Genomic DNA, 13,087 nt, shown 5'->3' on the forward strand with positions numbered 1-13,087 from the left:
TGAATATGACGCCATCGCTGCACCTGATGCCTGCCGCTGTCCTGCTCTGCGTTCTGCTCCCGACAATAAGCGAAGCCAGCCCGCCTCCCCCGCCGCCCTCTGCTTGCGCAATCTTCCTGCCTCCCCATGAGCCTCCCAGGCCTTGCGCCCTGCGGCCATGCACACCGCAGGCAGCAAGACCCGTGGCGCTGCGAGGGCGTCGTCTGCATCCACTTTCGGGTGCCTGCCACAGCGAGGAACCGCCGTCGCTGAAATCCCGCGGCATCATCCTGAAACAAAGCGCCCTGGATCTCTCCGCCAAACCCGCAACGCCGTTGCCCGAAACCCAGCCCGGCAACCAGAGTTCAGGTGCCGAGGCGTCAGCCCTTGCCCCGTCGGTTGCCTGGTGCATCCCTTCGGCCATCGCCGGCCTGCTGAGCGGCATACTGCTGAGCCTGGTGTACTACGTCTGGCGCCACAGCCCTTTCGGCCTGCGCTTTCGGCTGCTGGCAGCGATGCGCAAGAAGCGCATCTACATCGTTTACCAACCCCTGGTGGAAATGGCTTCCGGCAACATGGTCGGGGTCGAGGCGCTGGCACGCTGGACCCATGACGGCCTGGGCCCGATCTCCCCGGAAACCTTTCTGAAATGGGCAGAAGCGGCCGGCGTCGGCCGACGCCTGACACGCTACATAGTGCGCAACGCCCTGGCGGGCGTCAGCCACCTGCTGCGCGAAGACCAGAACTTCTACATCAGCATCAACGTCACCCCGCGGGATGTCGAAGACCTGTCGTTCTCCAGCTACCTGCTAGGCGTAGTGAAAGAGTTCGACATCCCGACGGGCCAGGTGGTGCTGGAGGTGACCGAATCCCTGGAGTTTCTCATCGATGAACCACGGGCCCTGCTCAGCCATTACCGCCGAGCCGGGTTTCGCGTGTTCATCGACGATTTCGGCGCCGGCTACGCCAACCTCAACAACCTGCTGAACTGGGAGGTGGACGGGATCAAGCTGGACAGCACCCTGGTGCGTTTCATCAACGCCAATATCTGGGCCGGGGCCATTCTCGATTCGGTGTTCGCCATGACTCGACGGCTGAATATCCGCGTGCTGGTGGAAGGCATCGAGACCCAGGCCCAGGCCCTCTATGTGTTGCAACATGCGCCGGAAGCCATAGGCCAGGGCTGGCTGTTTGGCCGCCCCTGCGCACCCAGCCTGTTGCCGGAAATAACCATCGCCCGGGAGTTCGCCAGCTAACGCGACGACGGCCGAGCGACATCCCTCAACACCCCGAAATAGCCCTGGTACAGATTGCCGGCCGGCAACAACTGACGCGCCGCCAACTGTCGATGCAGGCTGGGCAAGTGGTAGTACGGCATGCGCACATAGAGGTGATGTTCGATGTGGTAGTGGATCGCGTGGGGGCCGAAAAAAAACGTCTGCCAGTTGGGCCGCACTATGCTGCGGGCGTTCTGGCTCTGATCGGCGGTGGCCGGCAAGCCGGCATGCTCCATCAGCGCACGCACGCGCCCCATCAGGGGCAGCAGGGTGATGGCCGGCAACAGCCACAGGCCCAGGTAAAGCCAGGGGTGACCGGACCAGGCCAAGAGGCCGAACAGCACGCCGTTGCCCAGCAGCATCGAGAGCACTTCCTGCAGCACCTGGGCGCGGGTTTTCTTCACCTTGGGCAGGCTGTTGGCGAAGTCGCCACGGGCCAGCCTGAACGCGCTGATGCAATACCCCACGCCACACAGGTCCGCCAGCAGGCGCATCACCAATCGACCACGGGGCAAGGGGTAATCGCCCAGGCCGAACACCGCCGCCACCGGGTCATCATGCTGCATCGGGTTGCGGTGATGTATCAGGTGACCGGCACGGTAGCTGCGCAGGGAAATGAACAGCGGGCCGGCGGCGCACCATTGGCCGATTCGCTCGTTGGCCCGCTGCCCATGCACCAGCAGGCCATGGGCGCATTCGTGCATGATCACCGCCAGCGCCAACTGGCTGCGGGCGATCACCAGCGCCGCTGCCAGGTAGGTCAGCGGATGGGGCCAGAGCGCCGCGCAAACAAAGGCGCCGCCGATCAGCAGCCAGTCGGCCAGCAGCGCCAGCAGGCCGATCCAGGGTTTGACCACGAACAGTTGCGCGGCGGGAACAAAGGCCTGCAGCGCGCGGTTGTCGCCGGCGCGAGATTCAAGCTGGGACACGGGTCTTGCTTCCTTGCGGTTGAGTGAGCCAAGCACAGGCCAGGGCCAGCAGCACGCCGCCGGTGACATCGATCAGGGTGTGTTGCTTGAGGGTCAGGGTCGAGAGACAGATCAGCAACCCCAGGCCGGCGATCAGCCATTTGCCACGACGCTCCCAGAGCGCGCAGCAGGCCAGGCAAGTAACGGCCACATGCAGGCTGGGACAGCCATTGGCGGCCAGATCCAGCTGCCACATGCGGCTCAGGCGCTGCTGCAGAAAACCCTTGTCGAGGGCGCCCAGATCCGGTCGCGGCAGGGATTCGGGGAAGGCATAGAAACAGCAGACAGCGACCACAAAGGCCAGGCCGCTGGCGTTCCTCAATGCCTTGAATGCCGCCCCGCTGGCATAGCCCGCCGCTAGGGGCACAAAGGCAAAGAACAACACATACAACCACCAGGACTGGGCGATGAAGGGGATCTGCTGGTCCAGAGCAGTGACCCAGTTGTAGCGCGGTATCACCAGCCGCTGCACCCCGAGGAACAGCGCCAGGCCCAGCAGCATGCCCACCAGACCGAGCAGCGCCTGACGTGGCTCGAACCCCCGTTTCAGGCTCGACAAGGGCTGCTCCATGGGAGCTCCCAGGCGGTGGTCGATGATGAGTGAAGGAACATCAGCGCGACCTCAGAGGTTGAGCAAGCGCTGGACCCAGGCATCGATCCGCAGTCGCGCACGCTCGCGCCCTGCCCCGCTGCTCTCGGCCGCCAGCGCCTGTTCGGCGCAGAGTTGCACCGCGGCCTGGGCCACCTGCTGCTGGAAATCCATGGCGTCGCCGCGCCAGGTCACTACCCGGTGCAGCAACTGCAGGCTGGCGGCTCGCGCGGCATTGCTGGTCTGTTCCGGCTGGTCGCTGAGCACCAGGATGATCGGCCGTCGATAGACCCGGGCGATCGACAAGGCCGCCATGCCCGGCGCCGACACCAGCAGTTGCGCAGCCGCCGCGCGATCAGCCCACAACGGGTCGACCGCCAGCCAGCCATCACGCCCGGCATAGCCCTCGCCCACCCGATGCGCCGCCAGCCCGGCCTGCGCCAGGCCGGCACTCAGGGCGTCGGCCAGGGCCGGCTGGCGAAAGTGCGGATTGAGGTACACCGCAGCCTCCACCGCGGGTTGCTGCGGGGTGTCGGCGGCCAGGGCCACCGGGGTCGGCAAGCGGTACAGCGCGGGGGCTTGGGCGTCGTCTACCCCATAGGCGAAATCATGTTCGATACGCGCCCGCGCAGCGTCGACCTGGCGCTGCACTATCCAGGCGAACAAGCGCCCGAACTGCGGCGGCCACATCCCCTGGAAATTGCTCAGCAGCGCCACCTTGAGGCTGGCGCCGTACACATGCACCACCTTGCGCCGCCAGCCCGGCAGCATGCCCATGTAGAGCAAGGCCGGGTGGAAGGAGTCGTTGATGATCAGGTCGGCATGCCGCAGGCGTCGCCCGAGGTGCAGCATGTCCCGCAGCATGCGCCCGGGGCGGAACAGGTAATGGGCGACATTGCGATTGGTGGCCCGGCGTTGCATGTTCTGCTGGTCGTCGAACTGCACCGCATAGTGCTCGGACAAGAGTTCGGCCTGGATCGCGAAGCGTTGCAGAAACACCTGGCCCTGCTTCGAGGTGGTCAGCACCTGGACCTCGGCACCGGCCTCGCGCAAGGCATGCACCAGCAGTTGGGCACGCATCAGGTGGCCACGGGCATCGGCGGTGGCCAGGTAGAGAATCCGTGAATTCATCGAGCCTTGGGTCCCACTCCGCCCAGCAGCCAGCCGGCCAGGTACATGGCCAGCGCGCCGCTGACGCCGAAGCTGGCGTCCACCGCACGAATCTCTTTTAGCAGCCGCGCCAGGTGCACCGTCTCATGGGGCGCCACCAGCCGCCGCAGGGTGTTCTGGCACAGGCGCACATGGGCTTTCTCGTCGGCCAGAACCCGCGACAGCAGCGGATACCAGCCATGCTCGGCGCCTATCACCGCGCAGTGCCGGCTCAATACCCGCTGGGCCATCTGCTCGGCACAGAGCCCGGTGGCGTAGGCCGGCACCAGCAGCCCCTGTTCGAAATGCGCTGCGTATTGATGGGCCAGGCGTTGCCAGCGGCGGATCTTGCGTCGGCTCAGCCAGTCCGGTTGCAGGCGATTCGCACCATCGTCACCGAGCCCTTGCAGGGCTTCGGCAAACAACGTCACGTGGCGCTGCTCATCGGCCAGGTGCTGCTGCACCTGGCGTTCGAGCCAGGCTGGGGACTGCGGCAGTAAGTCTTCCAGCAGGGTGCGTTCGGTGGCGTCCTCGCCAGCCAGGTAGACCCGCAACAGCAAACGTTCACCACGCGGGCTGTGGTGCAGGCGGCGCAGTGCGGCGCGCTTGATGCGATCCACCAGGCGCGCCTGCAACGCCCCCAACCCCTGCGCCTGGGGCGGACTCAGGCAAGTGAAAGGCGCCTCGTCCAGAGTGATTTGCCCCAGGCTCATGGCGCGGGCTGCACAGCAGCGCCCGTTGTCTTGGCCGCGTGCTGGTAATGGTGCCAGGCGAGAATCAGGCCGATAAAGCTGTCACGCATAAAGGCCGAGCCGGCGGCATTGGCCTGGGCAAAGCTTTCCTCGCGGCCGTTGTAGCGCAGGTAACCCTGGCCGTTGAGCGCACCCAGCTCAAGCGTGTCGTGCTTGTTCAGACCGCGCTGGCGAACCTCATTGAGCAGCGGGCTGTCCTCGAGGCCGAAGACGAACAATTGGCGTTGCACCACCCACAACGGGATCTGCCCGCTGAGGGCCTGCAGGTTGAGGTTCCAGGTGCCCTGGGCCGACACCGGGTCGAGTTCCCCGGCCTTTGCCGACTCGCTGCTGAAGCGGGCGCGCATCAGGGCTTTGGATACCTTGCCCAGGCCCAGGGCAATGGTGATGTCATCGGCTTGCGGATGCTTCACATCGCTGGGTCGAACCTGCACAAAGTAACTGGCCAGGCGCTTGGCGATGGACGGCTGGGCCAGCACATTGCGCGCCTGCTCGGCACTGAACAGCAGGCGCTCGCCAGCTTCTTCGCTGACGCTGATGCGGTACGGGTCGAGGCGAATATCGCTGAACTTGCCGCGCACCGGGGCATGCACATAGGTGTCGGACTTCCACACCTTGCCCGAGCGCCGCAGCAGCACTTGCAGGCTAAGCGGAACGCGCCGGCCATCACTGGCGATGCCGCTGCCATGCAACAGCACATCACCGATCACGGTCTTGCTGTCATGGTTGGCCGCGGCGTCGATAACAATGCTGTGGGCTTGCGGGTCGACCGTGGCGCGGGCATCGGCCACGTCCAGGGCGATGCGGTTGCAGTCATTGGCCTCACCGCTGAAACCGGCCGCCGCACAGCCACTGGCCGAGGCGAAATGAAACACCCCACGACCGCTAAAGGCGTCGGCGTTGGCCTGCCCCGCCAGGGCCAGCAATGCCAGGCACGCCAGGGAACGACGGAATGAAGCAGACAAGATGATGTGCATAGAGACTTCCTGTGGGCATGCGGCCTGAGTGCGGCGTTGCGGGTCAATCCAGGTGACGGTGGTAGGACAGCGCTTCACTGTGCCGGGCACTGGCGCGACCCAGGTTGATGCCCAGGCCACGGACCACGGCACCTGCGGTATCGATCAGGGAGATGCCCACCAGGGCGGCGATGGCGCCCAGGTAACGCACGCCGCGCAGGGGCGGCAAGTCTTGATGATTGAGGGCGCGCAGGCTGTAGCCCAGGCGCCCGAGCATCACGCACAGAGGGCCGATCGGCCCGCTGCGCCCGAGCCATTGCAGCCACTGCGGCATATAGGCGCGTACCAGGTAAGGTGTCAGATCGACGCTGTCACCACCACGCAGCCAGCGCAACTTGAACACCTCGCCCTGGCTGTCGGGCAGCCGGTGCTCGGTGTGCGCATCCGGCGCATAGGCCACGGCCACGCCCGCGTCTTGCAGGCGCAGCCCCATCACCTGGCAATGTGCGCGGTACACGCCGTCCAGGGGTTGGTAGCGGTAGTGCTCGAAGGTGGCGCAGGCAAAGACCACGTTGTTCGCATAGAAGTTGCGCGTGGCGCCAGGGCGCAAGGGGCTGGGGAAATACATGAAATCGATGGTGGTCAGCGCGCTGCCAATCACCCCGGGCGCGTAGCTGGTGCGCCCGGCCACCGCCAGCGGCGCATCGGTCCGGGTCAGGGGCAGCAGCAGTTCTTCCAGCCAGCGGTTGCAGGGCAGGCAATCGGCATCGGCGAACAATGCATAGCGGCAGCGCTGCTGGTCGACCTGCTCGAAGCCCACATTCTTCGCCGCGTAGTAACCGGTGCTGGCGTCGATCTCGACAAAATCCAGGGAGCGTCCGGCCAGGGCACACAGCGCTTGGCGTGCAGCCAGGTCGAGGCCGTCGTGGGTGATGATCCATTGGCCCAGCAGTTGCGGGGACAGGCTCTGCCGGGTCAGCCGCACGATCAGGTTCTGCAGGCTGACAAGGGCCGCCGCGGGGTCGTTGCCACCGCGCAGGTTGTTGGTCTCGAGCACCAGCGCGGTGCTTGCGGCGATACGTGCAAGCTGCGGGGCTGCGTCATCGCAAAGAGACTCTTGCGACATCCTGACTGTCGTTTCCTGGCTATCCATTTCGCTGTGTCTCGAAAAAAACGGGGGCGCCTCGGGGGCGACAAGGGCGCAATCACAGCATTATTCGCGTGATTATTCAAACGCCGGCTGCAGGTTCCCCGCTACAAGGGCGAAGCCTTTTCGATCATGGCTTCGAGCACCAGCTTGATCTGCTGCGCCGGGTCGTCATGGCCCTGCAGCACCAGGCCTTCGGACAAGGCGGTAAAGAGCATGGCCAGCACATCGCGGCTCATCGGCGCCTGCTTGCCGCAGTGGTTGAAGATCAGCTCGATCAGGGCGCCCAGCGCTTCGCTGTTTTGCTGATGCAGCTGGTAATAGTGCTGGGCGAATTCTGCATCGCGGGCGGCAATCAGTTGCAGTTCCACATCGAGGATCACGCAAGACTTGTTGTTCTTCAGGTTGTCGATGTACATCAACAGGCCCTGGCTCAACTCTGCGGTGGAGGCACCGGAGTTCAGCGCATTGCCCAGGCGCTCGATCTCCACGCCCTTGAAACGCTGGGTCAGGGCGACCAACAGATCGGCCTTGCTGGCAAAGTTGGAAAAGAACGCGCCTTTGGAAAAGCCGGCACTCTCGGCAATATCGCTGACACTGGCAGCGTGATAACCCTTGCTGACCATAAGTTCAGTGGCCGCTTCGAAAAGTTTCTCCCGGGTATATTGCTGTTTCTCTCCTCGGCCCATCCTCGTTTTCGTCAACTCTTCAACTCCAGTCCTAAACTTCGAAAGGGTGAATATCGGCCAGACACCCCATAACTAGAACACCAAGCTTGTAACCGTGCATTTCGCCGCCGCAGCATAACGCATCACTCCCGGGCCTGGTTGCAGCAGATGATAAATCGATTCCGCAACTGATCCCGAAAAACTCGCCAGTGCATTCCCCAAGCCAGATCGAAGCCCTCGCGCGGGGCCAATAGTGGACCATAGTACCAAGTCATCCAAGCCCCTTCGAAGCCCCGCTTCACATGTCGCAGCGATAAAAATAAATCGCTGGAAGCGCCGCGCAGAGCATCCGAACAGCTGCTGAAAAATCAAATAAATTGCTTATAGATCAATCAAATAACCACCTCACTGACCCTCAAAAAAGCACCTTTGTGACACTTTGAATACCGCTTGCTTTTTGAATACCGAATGGTTTTTAATCCGCTCCGCCAGAACCCCGGAAGGAATCCGGGGCTGCATTCGGCAGAAGAACGGAAGCCTCTCAACCACGTTTGCAAACAGGCGTTTTTTCCATGAAATGTGCATTTGTCACCGGCGCAACGGGTCTCTTGGGCAATAACACCGTACATGCACTTGTGCGGCGTAATATCAAAGTAAAAGCACTGGTGCGTTCTATCGACAAGGCAAGAAAGCAATTTGCTGACATGCCGGTTGAATATATTCAAGGGGACTTGCAGGAAGTTGAGAAGTTCAGCACAGAATTGCACGGCTGTGATGCACTGCTTCATACCGCCGCCTATTTCCGTGACAGTTACAAGGGCGGTAAACACTGGGCGGCGCTTTACAACACTAACGTTGTTGCCACCGAGCAATTACTCGCCGCCGCCTATGCCGCCGGTATTCGCAAGGCCGTGCATGTCTCGTCGATTGCCGTGTTGCAAGGTGCCCAGGGCCAATTGATCGACGAAAGCATGTCGCGCCCGGAACAGGGCGCCGACGACTACTACCGCAGCAAGATCCTTTCGGAACAGGTGGTGCAGCAGTTCCTGCAGCGTCATCCCGATATGACGATCACCATGGTGCTGCCCGGCTGGATGTTCGGCCCGGGGGATATCGGCCCCACTTCCTCGGGGCAGTTTCTCCTCGATTTCGTCCAGCGCAAGCTGCCCGGGGTGCTGCCCGGCACCTTCTCGGTGGTGGACGCCCGGGATGTCGCCGAGCACCTGCTGGCGGCCCTGGAGCGTGGCCGCAGTGGCGAACGCTACCTGGCCGCCGGGGTGCACATGGACATGGGCAGCATCTTCCAGGTGCTGGCCCGGGTCAGCGGCGTTGCGGCACCGCAGCGCCAGGTGCCGCTGGCCATCCTGCGGATGATCGCGGCGCTGTATGAAGTGCAGCACCGCCTCACCGGCAAACCCGTGCTGATCAGCAGCTCCACCATCAAGCTGATGGCCGGGGAACGTGAGCGCACCCACTTCAGCCACGAGAAAAGCGCCAGGGAACTGGGCTGCCAGTTCCGCCCGGTGGAGCAGACGCTCGCCGACACCCTCGACTGGTATCGGGCCAACGACTACCTGGCCTCTGCCGGCCACCCCGTACCCGCAATCGACTGAGTCTTTCCTGCCGCTAGAACGGAGTGTCTACAGCCATGGCTCGCCTTTCGAATCCATCGGGCTTTCTGCATCGCTTTATCAATTTCGCCCATTCACAACCAGACCAATGCGCCATCCGCAACCTGGACCAGACAGACGCCGACTTCAGCTATCGGCAGTTGCTGGAGCACGCCTGCCGGCGCAAGGGCGCCCTGCAGGCGCTGGAGCTCGGCGTCGGGGAACGGGTGGCCCTGGCCCTGCCCAACGGCGTCGAGTTCATTGCCTGCTACATGGCCCTGCTGGGCAGTGGCGCGGTGCCGGTGATCCTCAACTACAGGCTCACGCCCCACGAGATGGCCAAGGTGATAGAGGCGGCAACGCCGACCCTGGTGATCACCCTGGCCGAGCTGGCGCAGTTGCACGCCGGTGCCTTCGGCGATGGCGATATCCGTCACTGCCTGCTGCTCGATGTGGCACAGGACGCTGCCGCGCTGCCCGGCAACGCCGTTGCGCTGCACAGCATGGTCAGCCAGCCGGCGCCGCTGGAGCCGCCGGCGGGTAACCCGCTGGCGTCGATCCAGTACACCTACCGCGGCTTGGGCCGCCCCTTGGGCGTGCCCCATCGCTACCACGACCTGACCCTGTCCAGCGACGGCCTGCATGAGCATTTCGTGCCCCAGGGACCGGGCTCGGTGCACCTGGTGACCCTGCCGCTGTACGCGATTTTCGGGCTCTCGGTGATGCTGGTGTTTCCGTTGAGCGTCGGCGCCACGCTGCTGATGACCGACACCCTGCTCAACCGCGACCTGGCCCAGGTGCTGGCCGAGCACCAGGTGAGCTTCGCCTGCCTGGTGCCGGACGTGATCCGCTATTTCAACCTGCGGCTGGCCAAGCGCAAAGGCCCGCCGCCCACGCTGCACCCGCAACTGATGCTGTATTCCGGCGGCAGCCACCTGCCCGCTGATGAAGGCCAGAAGCTCGGCGAACTGCTGGGTTGCCGGCCAGTGCTGCAGGGCTACGGCCTGACCGAAAGCATGCCGATGCTGGTGCAGAGTTCCGTCGCCGCGGTGTCCCGCGGGGCCATGGGCGCCCCCATCCGCAATGTGCAGTTGCGGGTGGTGGACAGCCACGGCGAGGACGTGCGCTGCGGGCAGATTGGCGAGCTGCTGATCCGTGGGCCCATGGTCATCGAGGGCTACGACCGCGAGCCCGAGGTCAGTGCGCGCTTTATCCGCGACGGCTGGCTGCACACCGGCGACCTGGTGTGGCGCGATGAGGCCGGGCAGCTGTTCTTCTACTGCCAGCGCCTGCGCATTTCCAAGATCAAGGCGCAGATGATCGACTTCACCGAGATCGAAAACGTCGCTCGCCTGCACCCGCATGTGGTGGACGCCCGGGCCTATGTGGTGCCCGATCACAAGGAGGTGAACGTGCTGCACCTGAGCCTGCGGTGCCGCCAGCCGCTGAACCAGAGCGAGCTGACCGCCCTGCTCGGCCAGCACCTGTCCGGCTTCAAGCTGCCTCGGGTGTTTGAATTCCTCATGCTCAAGGAGAGCGCCCATGCAAGCTGAACGCTCACGTCCGGTACTGGCGGTGTTCGATTTCGACGGCACCCTGACCGACCGTCATACCTTCTGGCGCTACATGCGCTATATCCACGGCCCGGCGAAGTTCTGGCTGGGAATGATCCCCTTGCTGCCGAAAATGGCCGGGGTGCTGCTCGGCGTGGTGCCGCTGATGCAGGCGCGGCTGGCGTTTATCGAGCGCTACCTGAAGGGCCTCGGCCTGGAGCAGGAGCAGGAACATGCGCGCTACTTCATCAGCGAGCACCTGGCGCTGTGGCTGCGCCCTGAAGCCCTGCGTCGCCTGCAATGGCATCAGCAGCGCGGGCATGTCACGGCGCTGGTGAGCAACTCCCCGGAAAACTACCTGCAGCCCTGGGGCCGCCTGGTGGGCTTCGACCATGTCTGCGGCACTCGGCTGGCCAGCGACAAGCGTGGCCTGAACGGCGCCATCGACGGCCGCAACTGCGTCGAGCAGGAAAAGGTCGCCCGCCTGCGGGCCTGCGTCGGCGACCTGCAGCACTACGACATCTACGCCTACGGCGACTCCTCGGGCGATGCCGCCCTGCTGGAAGCCGCAACCACACCCTTCTACCGCAACTGGTACTGACCGATGAACCGCCAACCTTCTGCCCTACAGGGCGCTACCGCCGTGCCCGCTGGTTCACCCGCCGTGCTGATCGTCGGTGCCGGCCCCATCGGCCTGACCATGGCCATTCTGCTCAGGCAGCGCGGCGTGCCGTTGCGCATCATCGAGAAAAATGCCGGCCCGTCCACGGCCACCAAGGCCATCGCCATCCACTCGCGCACCCTGGAAATCTTCCGCGCCATGGGCGTGGCCGAGCAGGCCGTGGCCCAGGGTTTCGCCATCAAGCGCTTCAAGGTGCAGTCCCAGGGCAAGCCAATTCTCGGCTATGACTTTGCCCAGTTGCAGGCGCCCTACCCCATGCTGCTGAGCCTGCCCCAGCCGCAGACCGAGGCCATCCTGCTGGAGCGCCTGAAGTCCCTGGGGGTGGAGGTGGAATGGAACACCGAACTGCTCGAACTGCACAGCGGCGACAAGCATGCCGATGTCCAGCTCAAGACCCCGGACGGCCAGCAACAGGCGCTGCGGGCACGCTGGGTGGTGGCCGCCGATGGCGCCCGCAGCCCGATCCGCAAGCAGCTGGGCCTGAGTTTCGAAGGAGCCTTCTACAACCGCTTCTTTATGCTCGCCGATGCCGATATCCAGTGGTCGGGCAGCCAGGACGAAGGCGCCTTCTTTCTCGGTGACAGCCAGGGTTATGTAGCGCTGGCGCCGATCAGCGGCCAGTCGCGCTACCGGCTGTTTATCGAGATGCCCTACGACCTGCCGGCCGATGAGGCCGACCGTCCGCCACTGACCCTGGAGCATTTCCAGCGCCTGTGCGAGGGCCGCGGGCAGCAGATGACCCTGTCCAACCTGTCGTCCACCACCATCGCCTCGTTCCAGCATCGGCGCGTGCAGAAGATGCAGCAGGGGCCGGTGTTCCTGGTGGGCGACAGCGCCCATATCGGCAGCCCGATCGGTGGCCAGTGGATGAACCTGGGGGTGTCCGAAGCCTACAACCTGGCCTGGAAACTGGCCTTCGTGCATCAGGGGCTGGGCGACCCGGCGCTGCTCGACAGCTATCACCAGGAACGCTACCCGGTGGCCCTGGAAGTGGAAGACACGGCGCACCGCCTGACCACCCTGATCACCTTGCAGAAACGCCCGCTGGTGTGGCTGCGCGATAACCTGCTGCCGCTGATCACCCGCCGGCGCAAGGTGCAGCAGGTGCTGCCGTCGATGATCTCCGGGCATCAGTACCACTACCCGCCGAGCGAGCATATCCAGCAGTCGCTGCAGCCTGCGCAACGCAACAGCTGGAAGCGCAAGGGCGACCCGCGCACGCGCCGGGGCAAGGCGCCCCTGGCCGGGCAGCTGGCGCCGGACGTGGTGCTCTGGCAAGCCCGCGCCCAGGAGCCGGCCGGGCACCTGATCGACCTGTTCGAGCAGGGCTTCACCCTGCTGATTTTCACTGGTGCCGACCAGTTCTCGCCGCTGCTGCCGGGCTATCGCCAGCTGGCGGCCCAGGTGGAAAGGGAATACCCCGGCCTGCGCGCGTTCTGCGTGGTGGATGCCCTGGACCACGGCGACTTCGAGCGCCAGCAACGCACCTTGCTGGACCCCGACTGGCGCCTGCACCAGCGCTACCACGCCCCCGCCGGCAGCCTGATGCTGGTGCGGCCGGACGGTTACATCGCTTTCCAGGGGCTGCAGCCCACGGCCCTGAATGGCTACCTGCAGTTGCGTTCGGGCCTGCTCAAGAGCCCGCAACCGACCCTGGTCGAGAGCCCGCTAGCGGTGCCGCTGCCGGCCTAGTCACCCGCTCGTTCGCTGTTTTCTAACCATGGACTGCCGCCCAGCGTCGGCGGCTTGTCTGTGGA

12 protein-coding genes are annotated in these 13,087 nt (G+C 64.5%); 5 read left to right on the forward strand and 7 right to left on the reverse strand.

Annotated features, from left to right (window positions below):
* Positions 1-182: 182 nt before the first annotated feature.
* Positions 183-1,235 (forward strand): EAL domain-containing protein, encoded by a 1,053-nt coding sequence (locus tag J4P02_RS20745; protein WP_426193698.1) that lies wholly within the window; start codon positions 183-185, stop codon positions 1,233-1,235.
* Here J4P02_RS20745 and J4P02_RS20750 read toward each other — a convergent pair.
* The 7 genes from J4P02_RS20750 to J4P02_RS20780 all read right to left on the reverse strand — a co-directional run bounded on the left by J4P02_RS20750 (position 1,232) and on the right by J4P02_RS20780 (position 7,506).
* Positions 1,232-2,185: a fatty acid desaturase family protein gene (locus tag J4P02_RS20750; RefSeq protein ID WP_426193700.1), complete on the reverse strand. Its 954-nt coding sequence runs from the start codon at positions 2,183-2,185 to the stop codon at positions 1,232-1,234. The genes J4P02_RS20745 and J4P02_RS20750 overlap by 4 nt on opposite strands.
* On the reverse strand, positions 2,172-2,783 hold the full coding sequence (locus J4P02_RS20755; protein WP_426193702.1) for a phosphatase PAP2 family protein: 612 nt from the start codon (positions 2,781-2,783) through the stop codon (positions 2,172-2,174). The genes J4P02_RS20750 and J4P02_RS20755 overlap by 14 nt, the downstream gene beginning before the upstream one ends.
* A gap of 63 nt (positions 2,784-2,846) precedes the next feature.
* Positions 2,847-3,944 carry a hypothetical protein gene (locus J4P02_RS20760; RefSeq protein ID WP_426193704.1) on the reverse strand — a complete coding sequence of 366 codons (1,098 nt, stop codon included), beginning with the start codon at positions 3,942-3,944 and terminating at the stop codon, positions 2,847-2,849.
* The gene (locus tag J4P02_RS20765) at positions 3,941-4,675 is read right to left on the reverse strand and encodes a hypothetical protein (protein ID WP_426193706.1); all 735 of its coding nucleotides are present in this window, start codon (positions 4,673-4,675) and stop codon (positions 3,941-3,943) included. The genes J4P02_RS20760 and J4P02_RS20765 overlap by 4 nt, the downstream gene beginning before the upstream one ends.
* Positions 4,672-5,691, reverse strand: coding sequence for a hypothetical protein (locus tag J4P02_RS20770; RefSeq protein ID WP_426193708.1), 1,020 nt, complete (start codon positions 5,689-5,691; stop codon positions 4,672-4,674). The genes J4P02_RS20765 and J4P02_RS20770 overlap by 4 nt, the downstream gene beginning before the upstream one ends.
* Positions 5,692-5,734: 43 nt before the next feature.
* Positions 5,735-6,796, reverse strand: a complete 1,062-nt coding sequence (locus J4P02_RS20775) for a glycosyltransferase family 2 protein (RefSeq protein WP_426193710.1) — start codon at positions 6,794-6,796, stop codon at positions 5,735-5,737.
* Positions 6,797-6,924: 128 nt separating this feature from the next.
* Positions 6,925-7,506 carry a TetR/AcrR family transcriptional regulator gene (locus tag J4P02_RS20780; protein ID WP_426193712.1) on the reverse strand — a complete coding sequence of 194 codons (582 nt, stop codon included), beginning with the start codon at positions 7,504-7,506 and terminating at the stop codon, positions 6,925-6,927.
* A gap of 551 nt (positions 7,507-8,057) precedes the next feature.
* On the opposite strand from J4P02_RS20780, the gene J4P02_RS20785 reads away from it, so the two are divergent.
* From J4P02_RS20785 to J4P02_RS20800, 4 genes are read left to right on the forward strand one after another with little or no spacing between them, the layout of a single operon-like run.
* Positions 8,058-9,098 (forward strand): SDR family oxidoreductase, encoded by a 1,041-nt coding sequence (locus J4P02_RS20785; RefSeq protein WP_426193714.1) that lies wholly within the window; start codon positions 8,058-8,060, stop codon positions 9,096-9,098.
* 35 nt (positions 9,099-9,133) lie between these two features.
* Entirely contained in the window at positions 9,134-10,648 is a 1,515-nt protein-coding gene (locus J4P02_RS20790) for a class I adenylate-forming enzyme family protein (RefSeq protein ID WP_426193716.1), read from the forward strand.
* Entirely contained in the window at positions 10,638-11,249 is a 612-nt protein-coding gene (locus J4P02_RS20795) for an HAD family hydrolase (RefSeq protein WP_426193718.1), read from the forward strand. The genes J4P02_RS20790 and J4P02_RS20795 overlap by 11 nt, the downstream gene beginning before the upstream one ends.
* A 3-nt stretch (positions 11,250-11,252) precedes the next feature.
* The gene (locus J4P02_RS20800) at positions 11,253-13,022 is read left to right on the forward strand and encodes an FAD-dependent monooxygenase (protein WP_426193720.1); all 1,770 of its coding nucleotides are present in this window, start codon (positions 11,253-11,255) and stop codon (positions 13,020-13,022) included.
* Positions 13,023-13,087: the final 65 nt, after the last annotated feature.

Origin of the sequence: Pseudomonas sp. NFXW11, assembly GCF_049887815.1 — a bacterium.
Classification (GTDB): domain Bacteria; phylum Pseudomonadota; class Gammaproteobacteria; order Pseudomonadales; family Pseudomonadaceae; genus Aquipseudomonas.

What these genes read in the sequence shown, in the direction of transcription:
- J4P02_RS20760 (WP_426193704.1), bottom strand. Translation starts at nt 3,944, where the DNA reads ATGAATTCACGGATTCTCTACCTGGCCACCGCCGATGCCCGTGGCCAC.
- J4P02_RS20765 (WP_426193706.1), bottom strand. Translation starts at nt 4,675, where the DNA reads ATGAGCCTGGGGCAAATCACTCTGGACGAGGCGCCTTTCACTTGCCTG.
- J4P02_RS20770 (WP_426193708.1), bottom strand. Translation starts at nt 5,691, where the DNA reads ATGCACATCATCTTGTCTGCTTCATTCCGTCGTTCCCTGGCGTGCCTG.
- J4P02_RS20775 (WP_426193710.1), bottom strand. Translation starts at nt 6,796, where the DNA reads ATGTCGCAAGAGTCTCTTTGCGATGACGCAGCCCCGCAGCTTGCACGT.
- J4P02_RS20780 (WP_426193712.1), bottom strand. Translation starts at nt 7,506, where the DNA reads ATGGGCCGAGGAGAGAAACAGCAATATACCCGGGAGAAACTTTTCGAA.
- J4P02_RS20785 (WP_426193714.1), top strand. Translation starts at nt 8,058, where the DNA reads ATGAAATGTGCATTTGTCACCGGCGCAACGGGTCTCTTGGGCAATAAC.
- J4P02_RS20790 (WP_426193716.1), top strand. Translation starts at nt 9,134, where the DNA reads ATGGCTCGCCTTTCGAATCCATCGGGCTTTCTGCATCGCTTTATCAAT.
- J4P02_RS20795 (WP_426193718.1), top strand. Translation starts at nt 10,638, where the DNA reads ATGCAAGCTGAACGCTCACGTCCGGTACTGGCGGTGTTCGATTTCGAC.
- J4P02_RS20800 (WP_426193720.1), top strand. Translation starts at nt 11,253, where the DNA reads ATGAACCGCCAACCTTCTGCCCTACAGGGCGCTACCGCCGTGCCCGCT.